The sequence below is a fragment of the Nonomuraea sp. NPDC050404 genome, from assembly GCF_040655495.1.
Classification (GTDB): Bacteria; Actinomycetota; Actinomycetes; order Streptosporangiales; family Streptosporangiaceae; genus Nonomuraea.
Genome location: NZ_JBFAKB010000006.1, coordinates 37,684 through 59,648, shown reverse-complemented (window position 1 = coordinate 59,648; position 21,965 = coordinate 37,684). Strand labels below are relative to the sequence as shown.

The following is a 21,965-nucleotide window of genomic DNA, read 5'->3' as shown; positions in this document are numbered from 1 at the left end:
GGTCCTCGGGCGCGCATCTCACTCTGGTGTCGGGGCCGAGTTGGCGTTCAAGGACGGTGATCTGGTGACGCAGAGCAAGTATCTCCACGTCCTTACCCCGATCGCCCATGGGGAGCAACCGCAGTGGGGCGAATGCGTTTGTGACGGTCAGGTGAGCCAAGCGAAGGAGCGCAGCGGATCATCCTGCCGTGCGCCGCTCCCGTCTCCCGGAAACCGGAGCTCGCGTACGCCACGTGATGCCCTCGCAGAGTCATGACCTGGGTAGATGTGGTTATCGGCAGGCTCGATGTTGGCGGACGCGTCGGCCTCGTCTGAAGGCTGACACGCGTACCCTGGCTCCGGACGATCGAGCCGGGGTACGCGTGCTCACGGGGCGGCCTTCACCCCGTTGTCCAGCGACCGCCTATGTGGCCGAGGAGGACGAGGACGGTGAAGATGACCGCCAGCGCTATCACTGCCCCGATGATGACTTTCCGCTGCATGCTCATCGCATCTCGTCTTTCGTGGTTCGTCACCGGCGTCAGCAGTTCGAGCTGCTGCCGGTGGGCGTGGAGGTGCCGTCGTAGTGGGACCAGATGTGGAGCTGTACGCACGCCGCGTCCGGTGTTCCGAACGCGTGCCAGACGGCCACTCGCCGGGTCTTGTGGCCACCGTTCGCGCGGTCCTGGTAGGTGTAGTAGTAGTCCTGCTTGTCGTCGGGGTCCACGCGGTGCCAGGTCCAGGTCAGCGCCCAGCCGGCCTTCCATCTCGACACCGACGAGGAGATGTCGCCGCAGACCTTGACGCCGTCGTAGCACCAGCGCTTGGTCAGCGTGTTGCTCAGTATGCGGTTGCCGAGCCAGTTCTCGAAGTAACGGGTGACCTGCTTGGTCTGGACGGTTCGCGAGCCCGCGAGCCGGTCTTTGGAGATCTCGGTGCGGCCGCGCACCGGGATCTGCCGTCTGAGCTTGGGGTCCTTCACCCAGAGCGCGGCGGTGGCCCGGTCGAGCAACCCGGTGCTGACGGCCTTCTTGATGATGTCGAGGTCGCTCAGGTCACTGGCGGCGGTGGGCGGCGCGTGGACGGCTGCGCAGAAGGTCGTCGCCGCGGCGAACGTGGAAACGAGTTTCGGCAATGGCATACGTGGGGGTGCCTTTCGCGACGCGCTGGTGTGCCACGCCGATTATCGGCCTCGGAGCTGCCCTGACCTGCGGACCCATGCTCTATCGGCATACATGATCGCCATCTGTCGGAAAATCGCCTATGCGGCTGGCTGTGTCCAAAGGAGCTGTGTACGGGTTGGAGCGCATGCCGAGCACTGCGCGCGACCTCTATGGGCAGTGCCTGCATGGCTGAAAGGCGAGATCCGCTCCGCGAAGCCATGATGCGACGGCCGAATAGGGCGGCGGCCGTGCTCGGTGCGTGCTCGCACTGCGCCTGCCGAAAACTCCATCCATGCAGGTCAAGCGGCATGTGAGTATTCGTGGAGGACTCCGCCGAGTCGGTCTCGTTGGCGTATGTTCGGGTCGATGATTCGTTCGGGGTCTGCGATCGGGTCCGGGACGGGACGCAGCGGGGCGGCTTGGTTCAGGGCTTGGTGGGCTCGGTGGTGGTTGTAGAAGTGTTCGTACTCGCGTGGAGCGTGCCGTAGGTGGCGTTCGTTCCAGATGAGGCAGCGGTCCAGGAGTTCGTGGCGGCAGGACTGCACCCACCTTTCCATGATCGAGTTCATTCGCGGCATCCGGATACCGGTGAGCACGGTCTTGATGCCGGCTTGGGCGAGGATCTCGTCCATGAGGGCGGGGAACTTGCCGTTCCTGTCTCGGATCAGAAAGCGTGCCCGGCGGCCCGCATTTTCCAGATCCATCATCAGATTCCTGATCGCCTGGATGACCCAGTCGGCGGTCGGGTGGGTGGTGGTGCCCAGCATGCGGACGCGCCTGTCGGCGTGCTCGATGACGGTCAGGATGTACTGGCGTTGCCCGTTCAAGATGACGGTCTCGATGAAATCACAGGCCAGCAGAGCGTCGGCTTGGGAGCGCAGGAAGTCGGCCCACGTGGTGGAGGCCCGTTCGGCCGCTGGGTCAAGGCCCGGCTGTTTGAGGATCTCCCAGACCGTGGACGGCGCGACCGTGATGCCGAGCGTGGTGAGTTCACCATGCACTCGCCGATAACCCCAGCCGGGGTTCTCCCGAACCAGGCGCAGAATGAGAGCGCGGATAGAGCGGACGGTGGGCGGGCGCCCAGGCCGCTTCGGTCGGCAGGTGCGGGCATGGCGCCGTTGCATCAGATCGCGGTGCCAGCGCAGGGCGGTGTCGGGCCGGACGAGGAGCCGCAGCCGGCGTAGGACCTCGCGCGGCAGCGAGGCCAGGAGCGCGGTGAGAAAGGCTCGGTCCTCGGGTGCGAATCTCACTCGGGTGTCAGCACCGAGTTGGCGTTCAAGGACGGCGATCTGGTGACGCAGGACGAGAATCTCCACGTCCTTATCCCGATCGCTCATGGGCAGCAGTCGCAGCGCGGCGAAGGCGTTCGTGACGGTCAGGTAGGCCAGGCGAAGGAGCACAGCGGATCATCCTGCCGTACGCGCTTCCGTCTCTCGGGTGACCGGAGCTCGCGTACGCCACGCGAAGCCCTCGCAGAGCCAAGACCTGGACGGATGTAATTATCGGCAGGCGCACAGCCGGATCACCAGCTCACGCAGCTCGTCTGGGATCGGTGGACGCCCGGCCGCGTTCGGGTACGTCCAGCGTTGGCTGACCAGCCGGCGGTGCCAGGACAGCAAGGTGCCCGGCGTCACGATCCGATGGAGGCGAAGTCGTGCGGGAAGCAGCCGCGCCAATGCGGCCAGCAGCGCCCGGTCGGCCCAGTCCGGTTGAGGCCGGGAAACCTGACGACGCAGGACGGCGACCTCATGACGCAGCACCAATATCTCCACGTCCTTGGAGGTGTCGCCTCGCGCGAGTAGCGTCAACCAGCCGAACAACCGGACCATCAGCAGATACAGCAGGCGTAGGAACACGAGTGCTGAGGATAGAAGGCCAGGTCAGATGCCATGGACGAGTTTTTGGCACCGCACAGGTCAGGAACTGCCGCTAGGTCGGCCCGGCCCGGCGAGGCGCCGGATCGATAGCCGTCGCATGCAGGATCTCCCACAGCGTGGAGGCCGCTATTGAGTAGCCCAGGCGAGCCAACTCACCCTGGATTCTCCGGTGTCCCCAGGTCGGGTTCTGCTGCGCCATCCGCACGATCAGTGTCTTGACCGGCCGGCGAGTGGAAGGGCGTCCCGGGTGTCGTCTGTCGGTGAAGGTCGCCTTACGCCTCACCAGGGTGCGATGCCAGCGTAAGAGCGTCGCCGGGGGGACCGGGAACACCTCCGGCCATCGGCAGCGGCTGATCAGCCGGGACAACGCCGCGAGCCAGAGCCGGTCGACATGCCCCCAGCGCGGCCGGCCACCGAGCTGACGGCGGAGCACTTGGTTCTCCTGACGAAGCACCAGCAGCTCGGCGTCCTTGGAGAGATCAGCGCGCACCAGCACCGTCAGCAGGCCGAACAAGCACCTCAGTAACCGATAAACAAGCGACAACACCACATCGCGATGGTGGCAGTCGCCCCCTGACCTCGCAGCGAAATCCCAGCTCACAGCCCGAAACTCTATTTCCGAGCGGGACAGGATTAAGGGAGAGAGCCGGAGCTATGCGACAGAAGCTCGAGGTCAGTGGCGAAACATGTAATGCTTCCGTCTGCTGCCCGACCGGTCCATGTGGGGTAGAGGCCATCACCCATGCCGCAGTCAAAGAGTAGAACGTTTCCGCCGGTCTGTGGGTCGGTCAATTCGGCATGACAGTTCTCCATCACCTCGTCACGGGCTATATCGAGTTGTGTCTCATCGCGCTGGGCAGCTTGCAAAAACGGAAGGAGGGACACGTCCAGATAGCATCCTTGGCCACTATCTACGGGGAACCCATAGAACGAATCTGGAGCAAGATCGGCAACTTTCTGACTTGGCCGCAGCGCTGGCTCCCAGGAGACTGTTACGGCCTGAGATATCACTACCTTCGCAGCGGCGACTCTGGGGCGCGCACCGTATACTGGCTTCTCGAAGTTCGCGATTGCGAGAACTACTGGGTAGCCCCCGCTGCTCACCCGATCAACGAATGCCTGCGTTACGTCGGACGGCTCGATGACGCTGGTGCTATTATCGCGTGCCACCAGGTATCCGGTCGGAAGTTGAAGTTTGCCGGCCTCGCGGAGTTCGATTCGGAGAATATCCCCGCTAGGCCACTGGTAGCGTGCTCCTTCCTTAAAAATCGCCGAAAAGTCTGCTGGTGAAATAGGCATCTCGCACCTCTTGAGTGTTTCTGCGATCCTGGCGTGCCTGAACGTGCGGGGTGCTGCCCGGGTCCGCGCCGCCGGCGATACGGAGCGCGGACCCGGGCGAGACTGTTACGGATGGTTTTGAACTATGTACGCCTTTCCTCCGCCGCTCCGACTGTACACGTACAACCACATGCGCGCAGGCAAGTAGTTGCCCCGAGAGCCGAAGTAGTCCGGTACGACAGCATAGAAGACTGCTTCTTTGGCATCAATACGACGTCCGACTTCTCGCTCGACGTCACGCATCTTCTGTTGATTGGCTCTGGCATAAAGGATAGTCATGTTCCTGGAGTCGGTATTGCTGCCACCGAATTCCCGGGCGATGAGGTGGGTTCTGTCGACACCGGTGTAGAGCCCGAATCCGGCTGGCGTCACTCGAGTCGAGTTGTCCGGCATCGCCGGTTTGCTGCGTAGGCACGCCATGGCGCCCGTGGGCCTGCCACCAGTGTGCGGAGCAGTAGTGTCCAGCGGGAGGTACTGGATCTCGTTGGGCGCGTACTGCCCTCCCTCGTCGCACCTGCGCCCATCGTCTTCGAGCGACTTCAGGAGTTTCTCGTGGTCGATCGGTTCCCCCTCGGTCGCTGTGTCGCCCGACAACATCAGCAGCAGTCCGAGAAGCCCCGCTAAGCGGCCTCCACCGGTAGATGTCTTTCCCTGTGGGACGACAGGCGGTGCGAAAGGCTTCACCGGTGCGACGACAAGGGTTTGCTTGCCTGCGGCCGCCGCCTTCGCTCCCGATGGGTCGCACTCCTTACCGAAATTGTTCTTGCACTGCGATCCGTCGTACTTGGGGTTGTGCCAAGGGCGTGGTTCGTGACCGTCGATCTCGATCAGACCGATTGGGTTGCCACCCGCGAACGCATAGCGGTTGGCGGTCCAGGGATCGAGGCTCAGCGCGAGGTCGGCAAGAGCACCCTTGTAGCTGTCGAGGTTGAGGAAGCGGTTCAGAGTGGGGCTGTAGTCACGGAACCCCATGTCGTACATGCCGGTGGAGTTGTCCCAGCGCTTGGCGTTGAAGCGGTAGGGGTTGTACTCCTCCTTGGCGGTGGGGTCGGCGGGGTCGGGCTTGTCGACGCCGGTGAAGAGCTTGTCGTCATTCTTGCCGTACGCGGTATAGCCATACGTGGCTCTCGTGTCACCGGTTTCGCTAGTGATCTGCTCGACGTCGGTGTGGGAGTTGTCCCCGTAGTAGGAGTTCTCCTCCGTACTGTCAGGGTTGATCTTCGCCTGCGACAGTCGCTCACCCCATGCGCTGTACTGGAAGGACTTGGTGAGCTTGCCGGCCACCTCCTCGTCCAGAACCTCGGCAGACAGGCCCAGATACGAGTATGCGGTGGTTTTGGCTCTTGCGGTTCCTTCCTTTTCGGTCTTCGACGTGGTGCGATCAAGCGGATCGAAAGTGTAGGCAGTGACTGTGGTGATGCCGTCGGCCCCGAGTCTTTCGTGTTTGGTGACATGGTCGAAGCCGTCGTAGGTGTACTTCTCCAAGGTCGTCCCGCCACCGGTCACGGTGCGGAGACGGCCGTAGGGGTCGTAGGCGTGGCTGGTTGTGGCCCCACCTGCGGTGGAGGTCAGCAGGCGGTTGCGATCGTAGGTGAAGGCGGTTTGCCTGCCGTCGACGGTCTGGTTGTAGACATTGTTGTTGGCGTCGTGCTTGTAGGTTTCGGTTTCCGCGGTGCCGCCGCTGGTGGGGGTTTTGACGGTCTTGGCGATGCGATCGCGGGGGTCGTAGGTGTAGCCGTAGTTGTGTTCTAGGTAGGTGCTGTTGTTGTCGGCGTTCTGGATTTTGGCGTGGTCGCTGGCCTTTTGCAGGTTGCCCTGGTAGCCGAGGGTGTGCTCGGTGACGATCGTGCCGTTGCTCTTCTTTTCGATCGAGTGGCGGAGCAGGCCGGTCAGGAAGTAGTCGTAGTCAACGGTGTTGCCGTTGGCCTTGGTTTCCTTCAGCCGTTCGCGGCGTGGCGTGTGAGTGTACTGGGTGGTCTTGGGGTTGGTGTCGGTGGCGGATTTGCGGTTGGTGACGGAGTCGATCAGGTCGCGCACGTCGTAGGTGTAGGTGGCGCGAGTCTTGTCGTGGGTGCGCTCGGTGACGGCGCTGTTCTCGTTATAGCTGTAGGTGGTGGTGTTCTTGAGGATCCCGTCCAATCTCTCGACGATCTTGTCGATCTGGTTCAGGCCGGTGTAAGTGACCGCCCAGTCGTCGATCTTGGCTGTCGTGGTGTTGTCGAGGATTTGGGTGAGGTTGGCGTTGGGGTCGTAGACGTAGCCGAAGTCCTTCTTTTCGACGTCGGCGGCTCCGGTGTCGCGGACCAGTTTGATCGCGTCGGCGGCGACAGTGCCGTTCGCCTGGTCGGTCAGGGTGATGGTGGCGGGCTTGCCGGCGGTGAAGGCGTGGCTGCCCAGCTTCACCCACTCGCCGGCGTGTTTGGTCTGGTCCACCGTCTTTTTGTCGTCGCCGTCGATGGTGTAGGTGGCGTTGGTGGCGGTGGCGCCGGCCGGGTAGGTTGCCCAGACCTGGTAGGTGCCGGTGGTATTGGGCGTCACGGTCCAGGTGAAGGCGGACTTGCCCTCGCCCGCGGGGGCGGCAGCAAAGTCGTAGCCGGTAACGGGGATCTTGGTGCTCGGGCCGGTAGCGGCTGGTGCGGTTGCCGGTGTCCGGGCGGTGAAGGTGCCGGTCGCCTGGCCCTGTCCGATGTCGCTGTTGTCGGCGAGTACGACGTCGATGTCGAGCGGGACGCCGTTGTCGGAGTGGGTCTTGAGTTTCCCGTCAGGGTAGTAGGACCAGTCCATGGCCCGCTGTGAGGAGCCGCCTGCCGAGGTGACGGTGCGGTTGGTCTGCAGGCCGAGCGTGTTGTAGTCGTAGCTGGTCTGGATACCCCACGCGTCGGTGCTGGTCTTGTTCCATCCGGTGTCCCAGTACGTCATCGTGCTGACGTTGCGGACGGTCTGGCCGTGCGACGGCGGGGCGCTGATCTCCTTCAGCCTGGACAACTCGTCGTAGACGTACTTGACGGAGTCGGGTTGGTTGTAGGTGGGGTCGTCCTTGTCGTAGGGGTAGACCTCCTCGATCGGCCGGTTCAACTTGTCGTACTTCGTCTCGGTGAGGAAGTCGCCGCGGTCGTCGGTGGTTTCGACGCCGCGCGGGGTGATGGCCTTGGTCTGGTTGCCGACCTGGTCGTAGGCGTACTGGGTGGTGACGTACTTGATCACGCCGTCGGTTTCCGAGTGTGGCGCCTTGGTCTCGATCGCGCTGCCGCGCTTGTCGTAGACGGTGATCGTCTTGTTGCCCTCCTGGTCGGTCTGGCTGACGGGCAGGCCGTCGCGGTCGTAGTCGGTGGCCGACTGGTGGCCGGCCGCGTCCTTGACGGTTTTGACCTGGTGGTTGCGGTCGTAGGTGTAGGAGGCGGTGTAGTCGGCCGCATCCGAAGTGGCGTTCTTGCGGGGGTCGACGATCTTGGTGACGTTGCCGACGTTGTCGTAGCTGTAGGTGATCTTCTGCTGGGCGGCGTTGACGACGTCGGTCAGTTGGTAGATCGGGTCGTAGACGTAGGCCGTGGTGTAGTCACCGATGGTGGTGGTGAGGTTGCCCTTTGGCTCGGTCTGCGTCTTGATGTTGCCGGCCGCATCGTAGGTGTTGGTGGCCTTGCGCTCGGGCGAGTCGGCGGTGTCCTTAGGCAGCAGCGACTCGATCAGTTGGTCGGCCTTGTCGTAGACGGCGGTCGAGACGGTGCCGTTGGGCGCGGTCACCTTGGTGATGTTGTCGTTGGCGTCATAGATCGAGGCCGGGGTGGTGATGAACACGCCCGCGTCCTGGTCCTTGGGGACCTTCGACTCCAGCGGCCGTTTGAACAGGTCGTAGGTCTGGGTGGTCTTCTTGCCGAGCGCGTCGGTGACTGACAGCACGTTGCCGCGCACGTCATAGGCGGTGGCGGTCACCTTGCCGTTGGCGTCGGTGATGGTCTTGGGGTAGCCGGACGGGTCGTAGTCGCCGTAGCCGGTGGGGTTGCCGTTGGCGTCGGTGCTCGTGGTGAGCTGGCCGTGGCCGTTGTACGCGTACTTCGTGGTGTAGTCGCCCGCCGTGGTGGAGGCGACGCCTAGCGGGTCGGTGACCGACAGTAGGTTGCCCTGGGGGCTGTAGCCGAAGGCCCATTTACGGCCCTCGGGTGAGGTCTTCTCGACCAGGTCGGCGACATAGCCGTTGAGACCGGTCTGGTAGACGAGGGTGGTCGCCGGGGTGCCGTTGGCGTTGGCCTCGGCGTCGCGCAGTTCGAGGGGGTAGCCGGTTTTGGGGTCGTACTTCCACGTCGCGTAGGCGTTGCTGGGCTCGGTGAGCTTGACCACGTTGTGGTCGTCGTCCCACTGCAGCGCCGTGGTCTCGGTCTTGGCGTTGATGATCTGCTCTGGCCTGCCGTAGCCATCCAGCACGTACTTGGTGGCGTTGTTCAGCGGGTCGGTGACCGTGGTGCGGACGTACTTGGTGAACGGACCGTCGTTGTAGTCGAAGCGGGTCACGCCGCCGAGCCGGTCCTTGATGCTTTCCACGCGCAGCTTGCACCAGAACAGCGCCGGGGTCCGGTGGTAGGTGAAGGTGGTGGTGTTGCCGCGCGGGTCGGTGACGTCGGTGAGCTTGGTGTTCTGGTTGCCCCAGCCGGCGTCGTAGCCAAACTTGAACGTCTTGGCGGCCGTGTCCCCGGCGCCGTCGACCATGCGCGCCATCAGGCCCTTGGACGTGTAGGTGAAGCTGACTTTACGGCCCGAGATGTCAGTGGCGGATTCGACCTGGTCGATGAGGTGCTTGTTAGACAGTTTGCGGCCGGACACTTCCTGGCCGTTGCCGTCGATGTAGGTGTAGTCCTGGCCCTTCTTGTAGTAGTCCAGGCTCAGGGTGCGGCGGCCAGTGGCGTCGGTGATGTGCTGCAGGAACTTTGTCACCTTGCCGAAGCACTCGTTGCGGCGCTCGTAGGTGAAGGTCATGGTGTTGCCGTTGGCGTCCACGACCGCCGACTGGTAGCCCTCTTCGTCGAAGAAGAACTGGGTGCGGTCGGGCTTGGTGAACACCCACCGGCGCAGCGGATCGGTCGAGATCCGGGTCGGGTTGTCCGGATGGGCCACCCGCTGCAGGTATAGGTGCACGCCCTTGGGATGCACGTAGTCACATACCTGCGGGTTGCACGTGGAGTTGCCGTGCTTGTCCAGCGTCCACACGTGCGTGGTGCCGTCGCCGTCGGTCAGCCGTACCTTGTTCGGCCAGGTCTCGCGGCGCGGCTCGAACGACAGAGCCGTTCCGAGCCGGTTCAGCGTCGAGGTCTGCAAGGACCAGCCGTACCCCATCGAACTGGAGGCGGTGTCGAGGCTGTTGTAGGTGGTGCGGACGAACGTCTGCGGCCCGCGTGAGGGGTTGGACAGCGCGTTGTAGGACCAGTTGAGGTTGCCCGCGTAGGTGTTGACCAGCGCGGTGCCGCCGGCGCCGGTGTTCTTGCCGGACGATTCTCTGCAGTCCCGGACCCCGGGTTCCGCAGTTGGTAGTCACACGTGAGCCCGGATTTGGGTGTTGGCCTGGGGGAACGCGTGTAGGGCCGGGGAGGGTCGTGTGCCTACGCCCTCTGCGGCTGGTTGCTGATCGGTCAGGCGGGTTCGAAGACGGAGACCCGTGCCGGTGGTGTGATGGAAAGTGCCTGGTAGATGGCTCGTTGTGCTGGTCGTAGCGGGGTGGTGTGGACGACGGTTCCGGCCGGTCCGGCGAGGGTGACCTGGGACAGACGGGACAGTTCGCGGTTGATCCGGGGCCATCTTTGCTCACATCGGCGTTCGGCGACGCGGGTCAGCAGCAGCGCGAGCCAGCAGATCAGCACGTGCGCGCGGATGCGGTGTTCGAGCCGGTGGAAGACCGGGCGCAGCAGGAGTTCGGACTTCATGTCCCGGAAGCCTCGCTCCGCTTCGAGGAGGTTTTTGTACCCGAGTGCGGCGTCTTCGGTACTGATGTCGGGATCGCTGGTGGCCAGCAGGTACTTGCCGTCCAGTCGTTCTTCGGCCTTGACCTTGGCCCGGTCGATCACCAGCCGTCCGTTCTTCTGCTGGCGGATCCACCGCTTGAGGGTGGGATGGTCGCGCAGCGCGCACTCGGCCCGGACGTGGGCGGCCTCGGCCCTGTCGCGGGCCGTGGCGCTTAGCTCCCGCTTGGCCTCCCGTTCGCGCTGGGCCTTGATCCGCTCCAGTTCGGCCTCGATCCGGGCGATGGCCTGCTCGCGGTGCTGCCGGTCGCGCTGTTCTTGGTCGGGGTTGTGGCAGATGATGAACCGCACGTCGCCGGCGCCGTCGAGGCGGACTTCCTTGAGGCGCAGGTTGTCGCGCACCTGCTGGTAGCGGCCTTGGCGCGACAGTGCCTGCTCGACCAGGGCGCCGCCGTCGCGCATGCGCATCCCGGCGATGTAGTGGCCGCCCGCGCGGCGCAGATAGGCCAGGTTCTCGGCGGAGGAGAAACCGCGGTCGACCACGGTGATCACGCGGCCGAGCTTCCAGGCGCGCATGTCGTCTTTGACCTCGGCCAGCACGCTCTGGTCGCTGGTGTGGCCGGGCCAGCACCACACCCGCACCGGGATGCCCTCGCGGGTGACCGCCAGTCCGATGACGATCTGCGGCAGGTCGTCTCGATGGTCCTTGGACTTGCCGTAGGTGCGAAACGCCTGCTCGCCGTCCTCTTCGGCGTCGCGTTCGAAGTAGGTGGAGGTGGTGTCGAAGAACAGCAGGTCGACTTCGAGGTTGAGCAGGTGGGCGACGGCGAAGAAGACCGCTTCCTGGACTTCGCCTTGGGTGTCGGCCTCCACGAGCAGGTCCATCGCCCGATAGGCCTGGTCGTCGTCCATGACGGCCAGGCCGGGGATGATCACGTCCTGGGTAACCCATTCGGCGGCCGACAGCTTGCTCATCGGCGCGATCGCCCGGTTGGCGACCAGCGCGAACAGCACGCGTTCCATGTTCGTGGTGAAGCGCCGCCCGTCGGTCGCCTTCTTGATCGCCGAGGCGACCGTGAGCTGCTGCCACAGGCCCTCCAGCAGCCAGATGCCGCCGATGGGACGGGAGTCGACCACTTCGATGGGGGCGCTACCGGCATGTTGCCCGACCTCAACGGTGTCATCGGCTTCGCCGCGACCGTCCGGGCCGTCGCCGAAGTGCCTGCGGATGGAGGCCGCTAGCCCGAGCAGGCCGTTCACGTCCAGACGGTCGACCCGGCCCAGGTTCATCAGCACATCCGGCTTGATCTTGCCGTCCACGCGCCGGTTGTGCGCCAGGGCGACGTAGCGGACGACGCTGCCGTCAGCGTTGGTTCGCCGGGTGAACCGCAAGTACATGACTACACAGAACCACGAACCCCGAGCTTGTGCGCCCGGAATCTTCGAAGTCGTGTTACTACACTCTCGTCCCCTTGTGGTGTCCCGCAGCCCTCTGCGCGTCCTCTACCTGCACATTCTTCTAGCCCGCTCGCTTTGTGTGACTACGAACTGCGGAACCCGGGCGGACGGGCCAGCAGATCGCGGGCTACCGCCTGCTGCCAGTGCTCGGCGCGCCGCAGAGCCGAACCGACGGGCATGATGCCGTCGCCGTGCCGGTGGACGCGCTCGAACGTTGATGCCGGGTCGGCTTGCGCGTCGGCCAGCAGCGCGACCGCGGCGTCACTGTCCGGTTCCGCCGCGGGGGAGGCCAGCGCGAGCCCCACCACGGCCATGGCGCGCAGATCACGGTGCGCGGCGGCGGCATCGCGCAGACTGGCGAACCACTCCGCGTGATCGGCCGCCGCGAGCCACGCCACGGTCAGCACGCAGGCCACCGCTCCGGCATCGGCCGCCGGCCTCACCCCTTTCTCGGCCCGCGCGCGCAACGCGGGCAAACTGCTCGGCGCGGCCTCGGGCAAGAGAGCGAGCAGGCGTGCTACCCCCGCCACGACCGTCGGGGAGACATCGTTCAGCAGCCGCGCGATCGGGTCGACGTTGGCGGTCATGGCCGCCCGCGCGAGTGCCGCGTGGTCGGGCTCGGGTCCGGCGGCGGGATCCCAGGAGATGTCTCGGTGCGGCTGCGCCAACGCGATGTCGGTCATCAGGTCCACGACCAGTCCTCGGTGGGGCTGCCGTGCGATCCTCACGACCTCCAGCAGGTACGGCACCAGGTACGGGGCCGCGTCGTAGACCTCGCGCGCGTTGATCCCTTGGAACAGTCCGTGCCGCAGCCGCCACACCGGCGACCTTTCCGACGAACCCGGCGGCGCCGCCGCGAGCTCTCGCAGCAGGCCGGGCACTGCGACCGAACCTCCGGGCCAGTACCCGAGCCGCCCCCACGGCACCTCGTCCACACCCTCTAACACCACATCACCCCTTCAGACCATACGAACCGCGACAACTCTTTCAACCGGGCGATGCGCTGGTGCTTCGTGGCGAACGGGCGCAGCCGCGACTTCCAGGAGTTCAGCGAGGCGTCGAGGTCGTCCGGGTGCTTTCGCAACGCTCGGTCGAGCTCGGCACCACCGAGGAGTCCGGAGGTAGTGCCATCCCCGGGAAGAGAGTCAGGCACCACGCCGCGTTACTGGCTCCCCATACCGAGTCGTCGGCAGCACTGCTTGTACTTCCGTCCCGAGCGGCACCAGCATGGGGCGTTCCGCTCCGTTCGCCATGGCGAGTCTGTGGTGTCCAATGCCGGGTCCTCGAAGTACTCGTCGATCGGGTCGGCAAGGTCGGGGCGCTGAATCATGAGCTGGGCGAATGCGGTGAAGTCGGCGTACAGGAGATGCAGCTTGGAGCCCTCGCCGGCGAGTTCGAGACCGGCCAGCTCGACGCGGGAGCGGTGATTGTCCCAGTCAGTTCCGTACTTTTCAGCGATCCGCGGCCACCGCCGGGAGAGGCGGTCGAAGTCCTCACGGGGCCAGAACAGAGTGCGCGGATCGCCCTCTTCTTCGTGCCAGTGGGCGTCCGGGTCCGGCGCCGCGGGCGCGTCGGGGAAGCCCATATCGCGGCGGAACCGGTCGATCGAGCGTTGCAGCTGAGCGGCGGACAGCGCGTTGCCTCGCCTGGTCAGCCGCTCCTGGCCGCCGACCAGGATCCGCAAGGCGCCGACCTGATCGCCGCTCTCGCCGAGCGCGTCAGCGTAAAGGTCATAGTCGGTCCAGTCCGCCAGCCCCTCCTTGACCACGCGGCGGAAGATCGCGGAGGCCTCCTCGGTCCGGCCTTGTTCGTGCAGGAGCGCGGCCAGGCGGCTCAACGGCTCCATGCCTTCGCGCCGGATGTCTTCGGTGTCCGCTCGGCGTAGCAGCTCTGTCGCCCGATCGACCTCGCCGTCCATCGCCAGGAAGTCGCAGGCCACCATCAGCGCGTACGGCCGATCGAAGTCCTCACCGCGCAGAGCGGGATCGTCGACGGCTGCCAGCACTCGGGCCACTGCCGCATCCCGCTCTGGCCCGGAGAAGCGGCCCATGCCCAGACTGTCGATGTCGGCTTGGCTCACCAGGTTGTCGCTCGTCACCCGTACGAGCGTAGAGGCACCGCCACGGCCATCTGCCCGACTCCACTACGGGCGCTGTCTTGGCGGGTCAGAAGAGATACGGTTGGTCCCTGTTGGGTCTGATCTCCGTGGGGGAACACGAGATGGGCGCAAGGGATCGCCGTCTGGGCCGCTATCGTTCAGCCGCTCTCTGACATCAACGCGGGGTCGTAGCCGTCTACCAGGCCGACCGGCTCGTCGACAGTGATCGTGAAGTTCCAGCCCTCGTTCTGGATCGCCTGGCCGAGTTCGTTCCAGGTCAGCTGTCGGCCGTCGACGACCACGGCCATCTCATCCGGGCTGCGCCAGATGATCCTGCCACGTACTTCGCGGTCGGCGATGGTCATCTCGCCGGTGAAGGGGCTGCGCCTCAGGCATTGTCTGCCGATCTCGCGGCGGGCGGTCTCCCGTACGTGGTCAAGGGCGCGCTGCGGATCGGCGTGAGGGTCGGCGAGCGTCCTGAAGGCATACCCTTCCTCGACGTCGACTTCCGTGAGCTCGGCGTCGATGCCGGTGGCGCCGTGAGTGAGGCGGTAGGCCAGGACATGCGGTCGTCCGTCCGGATCGATGAACCTCTCCGGTGGCGGAGGCGGCGGTAGCGGATCACGCCCCGTACGGTCAGACATCCAGGAGTTCCAGCAGGCGTCGCAGAGCATGCCCACGGTGTTCAGAGAAATGCGGGCCGGGCGTCCACACCGACTGCATCCTGCGCTTTCGGCAGCCACCCGTTGACCTTACGCCTTCGGGGTGTCCCGGGTTCGCACCTTGAGATCGGCGAGGCGATACGCTCGCGGCCATGCCCTCTGTCGCCGAGAGTCCGGTGTTCACAGCCGCTCGCGCCCTGGCCTCCTGGGTAGGGGGCGGTCGGGCGGTCACGCCGTCGATCGCGATCAAACCGGCGCTGGTGCCCGATGCCGCGCTGGCGCTCGGTGTGGCGTGTCCGGTCAAGGTCCGACGCCTCAGCGATGTGCCGGAGCTGCAGCGGGCTTGGCTGACCGCGGTGGCGGCAGGGCTGGTCACGATCGAGGGCTCGCGTGCCGTTCGGGCCGAACCCGCGCCGGCGCTTGACGTTGAGGTCTGGTACGCGGCCTTGGAGCAGGTGATCGCGGCGCAGCTCACGGATCCCTGCGAGGTGGACTCGCGAATCTGCTGCCTGGTCACGCTGGACCTGCTGGCGGAGGAGGCGCCGCCGCTGGGCGGGGCGCTGCGCGAGGCGGTGGAGCAGGGGATGCGGCAGCGTGGTGATGGGGACTGGCGCTTCGTCAGGCTGGCCGATCGGCATCCCGTCGACCACCTGCTGACAATTCTGGTCGCTCAAACCTGCGGGAAAGGGTTCACCCTTGCTGGTGTGCTAACCCATGCACGATCCATCGGCGGTGATGTCCGACGCGTCGGCCCAGTATTTGCCATTGCCCTCGGGCCAGGAGGTCGTCGTCTTGAGACGGCCGTTCTTTCCTGACCCTTGATAGATCTTGATACTGGCGCCCTTGGACCAGCTTCCGGCTTGCTTGTCGCTGTCCGCACCTTTGTATTTCGGAGTCTTCTTGGTGGTCTTGTACGGGCAGATGACGGCGGCGCTCTGCTGAGCTGCCAGGATCGTCGCGTTCGAGGTGCTTCCCGCACTGGCGGCCGGAGCGATTAGGAAGGTCGCCGCACTGGCGGACACGAATGCCGCCACCAGCGCTGGGATATGACGGCTCTTCAACGCCCTCATGAGAATTCTGTCCATTCCTTGAGGAGTGCGCTCGCCGGAGGTGTTCTGGCGAGCAGCTGTACCGTGACAGGTCTACGGCAGCCGCTGTTTACTCACCGTTTCCATCCGGACCGCGCCGTCCACCGAGCCCTGAAGCAGCCAGCCCTCTGCGGGCGCTACCCGATCCGGTCGACGCCGACATCGAGGTCTCCCGACGAGACCGGCGCGGCGGCCTCCTCCACGAATACGCCCAGGTCGCATGAGGCGACACAATATCTGAGCACCCACAGGGTGTCACCACTCATGCCTGGCCATCTGAAGAAGCCTGGGACCTGCGTCTTTCGGCGGACGGCGAAACACTCTTACCGTGCGGCGGTCGTGCGCCGATGCTGGGATCCGCGACGAGCATGCGAGTGCGTACCCCGGGGGGTGCCTGACAATCCAAGCCACCACTACACCTGTTCCCAAGGGTCACAACGGGCACCACATCCACGGATGAGGCATGCCCCGCGCCGCTACCCAGCAGCGTTACCGCCCTTGAATCGCATGAACGTTTACGGCCGAAGCAACACCACGCCAGAGCGAACAGGTCAAACTCGTACACCACTTCTGTGGACGCAACCGCGAAGCCTGATCTGCAGAGAGAAGTCAGAGAATGAAGCCGTCCCAAGTTAAGCTATCCCGAGCCGCTGCGATCGGCGCTGCCGTGCTGCTCGGCCTGGGGGGCGCGGCCGTCGCGCCCACCGCGGCACATGCTGCGTCATCGCAGCGCATGCTCCTGGACGGGCCGTTCTACCTCATCAATGCCAATGGCAAGTACCTGGGGGCTGATGGAACGTGGCTCCGCCTTTACGGGAACGGCGGTGGCAATCGCTACTTCAATACGGTCCCTGACCGGGGCTACGTCACCTTCGAGCACAACGACTCCAAGAAGAACATTGGCACCGTCTACAACGGCACCTCCAGCGGGACGCGAGTCTTCCTGGCCAATCCGTCCGGCAGCGGAACCCAGGACTGGAGCGCCGTGCCCTTCGGTGGCGGAACCGAGTTCTTCGCGCTTCAGAATCTTGCCGCTATCGGGAAGTGCATGGGAATTTCGGGCGGCAGCAGCGGCACCGACATCGCCATCTTCCCTTGCGACAGAGCGCCCAACCAGCAGTGGAGGCTGCAGCGGGTGCCGCGTTAGGTCAACCAGCTCTGGAACACGTCCCGTGACTTTGGTAGTCAGCCATGTGAGCCAAGTAAGGTTGGCGCGAGCATCACGGCCCTGTTACGTGGCTCATGCAAGCGCCCGGCGGATTCCACCATCGGCGCTCGGCCGTCAGGGGGAGAGGGTGTCCCGGCGTCCACCGAAAGACCCTGATCCGCGGACCGGCCGCCCGGAGAGCAGGTCGGCGCCCAGTTCGGTTGGGTAGTGCAGCACCAGGTTGACCTGCCGGACGCTGGCGATCAGATTGGCCTGGCGGAGCACATGGACGTGCTCGCTGGCCGTGGACGGCGAGACCCGCGCCCGGTGGGCCAGCTCGCCGGTGCTGTAGCCAGGCGCCTGGACGATGCAGCTCAGAATCTCGGCTCGGGTGCGCCCCAGCAGCGCCGCCAGCGCCTCACCCCCGGCAGCGCTCCCGGCAGCGCGGCGCTGGCCCGGGCGGCGGATCGGGTAGGCCAGGACGGGAGGCAGCGCCGGATCCACCAGCGCCACCGGGTTGCCCCGGCAGAAGTAGGACGGGATCACCGTCAGCCCTCGCCCCCGCAGGGGGATCTCCCGGTCCAGGCCGGTCGGATAGTCGACCTCCAGCACCGGAGGGCGCCAGCGCGTCGCCGGCGACAGGAGGGCGAGCATCTGTTCGGCGCCGCCCGTGACGAGGTGCCGTTGCAGCAGGGCGCGCTCGCGGGTGAGGGCGAGCTCGGCCTGCGGCCGGTGCGGCGTGAGCACCGCTTCGCAGTAGCCGGCCACGAGCCGCTCGATCCGCTTGATGGCCTGCCGATTGCCGCGCGCGACGTCCGCCAGCTCTGTGGAGGGCAGGCCGGCGGTGCGGCGCAGCAGCTCCATCTCGGCCCGTATCCGTGTGCCGGGCGTGTCCGCGAGCGCCCGCAGGGCCTGCTCGTCGCCCAGCTGGGCTTCGATCGGGGTGAGGAAGTCGGGAAAGTACGGCCCCCTGGGCGCCAGCGGCAGCAGCAGCGAGCGGACGGACGACAGAAGGCCGGCTTCGGTCAGCCGGGCCCGGGCCTGCCGCCGCCAGTCGGCCATGGTCGGCCCGCCGTCGCGGGCCTGCAGCCGGTGCAGGCTGCCCAGCATCTCCCACAGCAGGTCGGTCCGGGTCACCAGCCGGGTGAGCGCGAGGTCTTCGGAGGTGAAGACGATCCTCAGTACGCCGCGAGAACGAGGGGACAAGGTCCTTCCCTTCCGGTGGATGGGGAGGTGCGCTTTCCTGACCGTTCCAGTTGCCCTGTGGTTGACGACAGTGCCAGAAACGCCGGGCATCCGCATTAGATGGAAGCTCTCCCGGCCCCCCCGTGCATGCCGTCGGGCGGCGTGGCCATGCCGTCTTGATCGCCCCCTTGGCAATTGGGCCGGCGGGCGGCGGCTTGCGCAGCGTTCGACGCAACGGTTGCGTCCACGGGAGTGGTGTACGAGTTTGACCTGGTCACAGGCGTGGCGCCAGGAAATGGTGACGGCCATCGCGTGATCCTTCGAAGGCGCAAACCAAGATCGAAGGAGACCACGTGATGCCCGCGGACAACAGCATCATCGACTACGGCCCCACCGGGACCTGGCCGAAAGTCGCGGCCTCCACCGCCGTCAACGCCCTCGGGGCCGCCCCGCCCTCGCCGGCCGGGCGATGCAGAGCGATCACCTTGCCGGCCACGCCGCCCGCCATCCCGTCGATCACGCTGTCCGGCCCGTTCACGACCGCGCCTGCCCTCTCTCGGCGGCCACCATCTCCACGGCCTGGCGCTTGTCGGAGTCGGTGACGTGGGAATACACGTCCTGTGACGAGGCCGAGACATGGCCGGCGATCTCCTGGACCACCCGGCGGTCGACCCTGGCCCGCCGCATCCTCGTAATCGCGCTATGCCGCATCATGTGCGGCCTGGCCCGAACGCGGCCCGCCTGGCCAGACGGCAGAACAACTCGTAGGTGTTTGGCATACTTCATCGGCTCGCCCAGCGGGGATGGAACAGATTGACGAACACCAGGTCCGACCCCATGTCGGCCCCGGTCGCCTCGCCGACCTGCCCGTATGCCGCGGCCGATCCCGGTGGAGCACGACACGGTCGAGGCGTATTCGCGCTACCAGTACGAGCGGCCGAGGATCGTGAAATGTCCGGCATATGACGGTTGATTGTCCTGGTTGATCGTGTGCCGGTGCGTAAGCCTTGTGGATGGCTTCAGAAGTTGGAAAAACCCCATGGAGGCGTATGCGGATGAGAAAAATCCGTGCGATGTTCATGCTCGCCACCGCACTGGCATTACCGGCGGTGGTCCCGTCGGCGGCGCAGGCCGAAACGGCCGGACGACAGGACCTCAATGACTGCCCAGGCGGCTATATGTGCGTCTGGACGGGCCCGAATTTCGACGGGCTCATGTATCGCGTTCTGCGCGTCCAGCCGGGCGACTGCAAAGCCATCCTTCCCGGCTATCGCTCGGCGTACAACCGCACCTCATGGCCGCAGAAGCTGTCGGCCAGAAGCAACTGCACCGGCGGGATCGAACTGGGCCCCGACGAGAGCTACGCCCTCGGCAGCCCCACGAGATATTCGATCGGCGCCTGGCCGTGAGAGGGACGGACATTCGCAGACCAGGAGGCATTGGTGCCATGAAACAATTCATCCCGCCACGGCGCAAGACGCTCTTTGTCGTCCTGGGCCTGATTCTCGCGCTGCTCACGGGAGGGGCCGCGACCGCGAGCCCCGCGCTGGCGCAGCAGTCCACCGAATACACCTGCAGCGGCCAGGTGTGCATCCGCGTCATTCCCGAAGGCATGTCCGTCGCGATGGACGCTCACGGGTGTAATTACCAGACCTGTGTCACGCTCACCGGAAACGCCACGAAATACACCATCAAAGGCAGCGGGCACGGATTCTTCGGCCACGTCCACATCTGGGGACCCGGCGTCAACCGCTACTCGGACATCGGCTCCAACCCCGTCGTGACGACTCTCGGCCGAGGAGCCGGCAAGGCCTGCGCGGAGGGGTGGGATCTGGAGAACGCCCCGCTGGGCCCGTCGGTCGGGCTCGCCTGCAAAGACGTCCGGTGAATGAGAGGACTCTCATGACCAAGAGAACGCTGACCGGGCTCAGAATCCTGACGCTGAGCCTGCTGATGCTGATCGGCGCGAGCCTGGGCGCCGCGCCCGCCACGGCCAAGCAGAGCGCGCCAACCGAGATCTCCGGCTCCCCGCAGGCGGGCACGTCCCTGGCCCTGCTGGCCAACTGCTCCAGCTCTCCGCCCGGCTCGGGATACGTCTACGCCGGCGCGTTCGTCGGAACGGACTCCTGCGGCAGGTGCCACGCCGCAGGCTGGGACGGCGTGCACGGCGGGGCCTGGCGCAGTTTCACCTGCTGGACCACGGTCGCCGGCCCGGGCGAGTGGCGTACCCACGAGCTGTGGGTGAAAGGTTACTGACGCCGGCTCGGGACAGAGGGCCGGACCCCCGCGACGCGGGGGCCCGGCCCTTCACCACAGCGGCACGGGCGGCTGGACCGGGCGTAGTAGCCGGGGACCGGTGCGCTTGGGGCGGTCATCGTCCTGCGGCGAGGAGGCTGAGGCGTCGGTCAGCGCTCGCCGAGAAGCGGCGCATCCTGCTCGACGGAGTCGAGCAGGATGCGCCTCGTCGGCGAAACGCAGCGGATCGTGGCCAAGAACTTCCCCCTGCTGACCACCATCCAGGAGGAACCCCCGTCGTCGATGGGAGCTCGGAGGCCGAGGGAGCGATGCGGCCGGTGGCGATTGTAATGATCGGTATATTCGTCAAACGCGGTACGAAGGTGTCGCTCACCGAAGATCAGCAGTCGATCGGTGCATTCTGTGCGTGCCGTGCGGACCCATCGCTCGGCGAACGCGTTCGCGCGGGGTGCTCGCGGCGGGATCTTCAACACGTGGATGTCGTCGCTCGTGAACACTTCATCGAAGGTGCTGGTGAACTTCTCGTCCCGATCCCGTATTAGGAATCGGAACGTCCCGGTCCGGTCCTTCAAGTCGGAGAGAAGGTTACGGGTTTGCCGGGCAACCCACGGGCCATCAGGGTGGGCGGTCACGCCGAGCACGTGCACGAACCTGGTGCCGACCTCGACCACGAAGAAGACGTACAACCGGCGCAGCGTGACGGTGTCCACTGAACGCGAGCCCACTTCTCTGCTCGCCTCGCTCCTTTGAGCCCACGCACATGGCGGCTCGGTGTAGTCGTCCTGCGGGCTCGACAACTGAATATTTCAGCCTTGACTTATATAAGCAGTCCCTGCAAAACTGCGGGGTGTGCACGCCTTCGACGTTCTCGGCGATCCGGTCCGCCGTCGGATCCTGGAACTGCTCGCAGGCGGTGAGCGCAGGTCCGGTGAGGTCGCCACCACCATCCAGCGCGAGCTGGGATCTCCCAACCGGCCGTCTCCCAGCACTTGCGGATCGGCGCGACAACGGCTTCGCCAGCGTGCGGCAGGCCTGCACCGACGGTGACCGGCTGAGCCGCTGGTTCCTGCCCGTCTCCGGCGACCTCCGGCCGGGCGGGAAGTACCAGCCATCTGACCGAGGAGGGCCGGGCCTTCATCGTCGCCAGTGCCCGGGCATCGGGGGCGGCCTACCAGGCCGCGGGCGCCACCCCCAAACAGTCCGCCGCCATCGTCGCGGCGAACACCGACTTCTACGCTCTCGAGGAGGAGAACTCCTGATGCGGATCACCACGTTCCTCATGTTCCAGAACAAGGACGCCGAGGAGGCGATGAACTTCTACGTGTCGCTGTTCGACGACGGCAAGGTGGTCGCCGTCAAGCGCTACGGCCCCGGTGAGGCGGGGGAGGAGGGCACGGTCGAGCACGCCACGTTCTCGCTGGCGGGCCAGGAGTACATGTGCATCGACAGCGTCCCCAAGCACTCGTTCACTTTCACGCCGTCGTTGTCGCTGTACGTCGATTGCGACAGCGAGGAGCAGATCCAGCGTCTGTACGACGCGCTGGCTGAGGGTGGGCAGGCGCTGATGCCGCTGAACTCCTACGGGTTCAGCACGAAGTTCGGCTGGGTGAACGACCGTTTCGGCGTCTCCTGGCAGCTCAATCTGCCATAAGGCATTATTTGCCGCCCTGCGCGCCACCATGTCGGCGCGGAGAGCGGTGGCGTCTCCTTCAGGAACACAGGATCTTCTCGGACGCCGTCCCTGACGTCCCGCAGCGGGCGCCGAGCGC

20 protein-coding genes are annotated in these 21,965 nt (G+C 65.6%); 6 read left to right on the top strand and 14 right to left on the bottom strand.

Features of this window, described 5'->3' with window-relative positions; genetic code table 11:
* Positions 1-520: 520 nt before the first annotated feature.
* The 10 genes from AB0I81_RS17435 to AB0I81_RS17390 all read right to left on the bottom strand — a co-directional run bounded on the left by AB0I81_RS17435 (position 521) and on the right by AB0I81_RS17390 (position 14,502).
* The gene (locus AB0I81_RS17435) at positions 521-1,114 is read right to left on the bottom strand and encodes a hypothetical protein (RefSeq protein ID WP_360657353.1); all 594 of its coding nucleotides are present in this window, start codon (positions 1,112-1,114) and stop codon (positions 521-523) included.
* A 327-nt stretch (positions 1,115-1,441) separates the two neighbouring features.
* Complete coding sequence (locus AB0I81_RS17430; RefSeq protein WP_360657350.1) at positions 1,442-2,542, bottom strand: integrase core domain-containing protein; 1,101 nt, start codon at positions 2,540-2,542, stop codon at positions 1,442-1,444.
* 99 nt (positions 2,543-2,641) lie between these two features.
* A complete protein-coding gene (locus AB0I81_RS17425) occupies positions 2,642-2,998 on the bottom strand; it encodes a hypothetical protein (RefSeq protein WP_360657347.1) in 357 nt (118 codons plus the stop codon).
* A gap of 73 nt (positions 2,999-3,071) precedes the next feature.
* Positions 3,072-3,533 carry a helix-turn-helix domain-containing protein gene (locus AB0I81_RS17420; RefSeq protein ID WP_360657344.1) on the bottom strand — a complete coding sequence of 154 codons (462 nt, stop codon included), beginning with the start codon at positions 3,531-3,533 and terminating at the stop codon, positions 3,072-3,074.
* Positions 3,534-3,652: 119 nt separating this feature from the next.
* Positions 3,653-4,318, bottom strand: a complete 666-nt coding sequence (locus tag AB0I81_RS17415) for a DUF4241 domain-containing protein (RefSeq protein ID WP_360657341.1) — start codon at positions 4,316-4,318, stop codon at positions 3,653-3,655.
* A 105-nt stretch (positions 4,319-4,423) separates the two neighbouring features.
* Positions 4,424-9,664 (bottom strand): RHS repeat-associated core domain-containing protein, encoded by a 5,241-nt coding sequence (locus AB0I81_RS17410; RefSeq protein ID WP_360657338.1) that lies wholly within the window; start codon positions 9,662-9,664, stop codon positions 4,424-4,426.
* Between the two features lie 311 nt (positions 9,665-9,975).
* Positions 9,976-11,700: an IS1634 family transposase gene (locus AB0I81_RS17405; RefSeq protein ID WP_360657335.1), complete on the bottom strand. Its 1,725-nt coding sequence runs from the start codon at positions 11,698-11,700 to the stop codon at positions 9,976-9,978.
* Positions 11,701-11,843: 143 nt separating this feature from the next.
* On the bottom strand, positions 11,844-12,707 hold the full coding sequence (locus AB0I81_RS17400) for a hypothetical protein (protein ID WP_360657332.1): 864 nt from the start codon (positions 12,705-12,707) through the stop codon (positions 11,844-11,846).
* Between the two features lie 215 nt (positions 12,708-12,922).
* Positions 12,923-13,858: an SEC-C domain-containing protein gene (locus AB0I81_RS17395; protein ID WP_360657329.1), complete on the bottom strand. Its 936-nt coding sequence runs from the start codon at positions 13,856-13,858 to the stop codon at positions 12,923-12,925.
* Positions 13,859-14,016: 158 nt separating this feature from the next.
* The gene (locus AB0I81_RS17390; RefSeq protein ID WP_360657326.1) at positions 14,017-14,502 is read right to left on the bottom strand and encodes a hypothetical protein; all 486 of its coding nucleotides are present in this window, start codon (positions 14,500-14,502) and stop codon (positions 14,017-14,019) included.
* 170 nt (positions 14,503-14,672) lie between these two features.
* Here AB0I81_RS17390 and AB0I81_RS17385 point away from each other — a divergent pair, with 170 nt between their 5' ends.
* Together AB0I81_RS17385 and AB0I81_RS17380 are read left to right on the top strand one after the other, a co-directional pair.
* The gene (locus tag AB0I81_RS17385) at positions 14,673-15,335 is read left to right on the top strand and encodes a hypothetical protein (protein ID WP_360657323.1); all 663 of its coding nucleotides are present in this window, start codon (positions 14,673-14,675) and stop codon (positions 15,333-15,335) included.
* Between the two features lie 889 nt (positions 15,336-16,224).
* Positions 16,225-16,755 carry an RICIN domain-containing protein gene (locus AB0I81_RS17380; protein ID WP_360657320.1) on the top strand — a complete coding sequence of 177 codons (531 nt, stop codon included), beginning with the start codon at positions 16,225-16,227 and terminating at the stop codon, positions 16,753-16,755.
* Between the two features lie 135 nt (positions 16,756-16,890).
* Here AB0I81_RS17380 and AB0I81_RS17375 read toward each other — a convergent pair whose 3' ends face one another.
* The 3 genes from AB0I81_RS17375 to AB0I81_RS17365 form a co-directional block, all read right to left on the bottom strand.
* Entirely contained in the window at positions 16,891-17,961 is a 1,071-nt protein-coding gene (locus tag AB0I81_RS17375; protein ID WP_360657317.1) for a winged helix-turn-helix domain-containing protein, read from the bottom strand.
* 361 nt (positions 17,962-18,322) lie between these two features.
* A complete protein-coding gene (locus AB0I81_RS17370) occupies positions 18,323-18,478 on the bottom strand; it encodes a hypothetical protein (RefSeq protein WP_360657314.1) in 156 nt (51 codons plus the stop codon).
* The gene (locus AB0I81_RS17365) at positions 18,475-18,726 is read right to left on the bottom strand and encodes a tyrosine-type recombinase/integrase (protein WP_360657311.1); all 252 of its coding nucleotides are present in this window, start codon (positions 18,724-18,726) and stop codon (positions 18,475-18,477) included. Before AB0I81_RS17365 ends, AB0I81_RS17370 begins: the two co-directional genes overlap by 4 nt.
* 287 nt (positions 18,727-19,013) lie before the next feature.
* On the opposite strand from AB0I81_RS17365, the gene AB0I81_RS17360 reads away from it, so the two are divergent.
* From AB0I81_RS17360 to AB0I81_RS17350, 3 genes are read left to right on the top strand one after another with little or no spacing between them, the layout of a single operon-like run.
* Positions 19,014-19,349 (top strand): peptidase inhibitor family I36 protein, encoded by a 336-nt coding sequence (locus tag AB0I81_RS17360; protein ID WP_360657308.1) that lies wholly within the window; start codon positions 19,014-19,016, stop codon positions 19,347-19,349.
* Between the two features lie 38 nt (positions 19,350-19,387).
* Complete coding sequence (locus AB0I81_RS17355) at positions 19,388-19,828, top strand: hypothetical protein (protein ID WP_360657305.1); 441 nt, start codon at positions 19,388-19,390, stop codon at positions 19,826-19,828.
* A gap of 14 nt (positions 19,829-19,842) precedes the next feature.
* Complete coding sequence (locus AB0I81_RS17350) at positions 19,843-20,196, top strand: hypothetical protein (RefSeq protein WP_360657302.1); 354 nt, start codon at positions 19,843-19,845, stop codon at positions 20,194-20,196.
* Between the two features lie 149 nt (positions 20,197-20,345).
* Here AB0I81_RS17350 and AB0I81_RS17345 read toward each other — a convergent pair whose 3' ends face one another.
* Entirely contained in the window at positions 20,346-20,906 is a 561-nt protein-coding gene (locus tag AB0I81_RS17345; protein WP_360657299.1) for an integrase core domain-containing protein, read from the bottom strand.
* 548 nt (positions 20,907-21,454) lie between these two features.
* Between AB0I81_RS17345 and AB0I81_RS17340 the strand changes: the two genes are divergently transcribed.
* Positions 21,455-21,847 carry a VOC family protein gene (locus tag AB0I81_RS17340; RefSeq protein WP_360657296.1) on the top strand — a complete coding sequence of 131 codons (393 nt, stop codon included), beginning with the start codon at positions 21,455-21,457 and terminating at the stop codon, positions 21,845-21,847.
* The last annotated feature ends 118 nt before the right edge of the window (positions 21,848-21,965 follow it).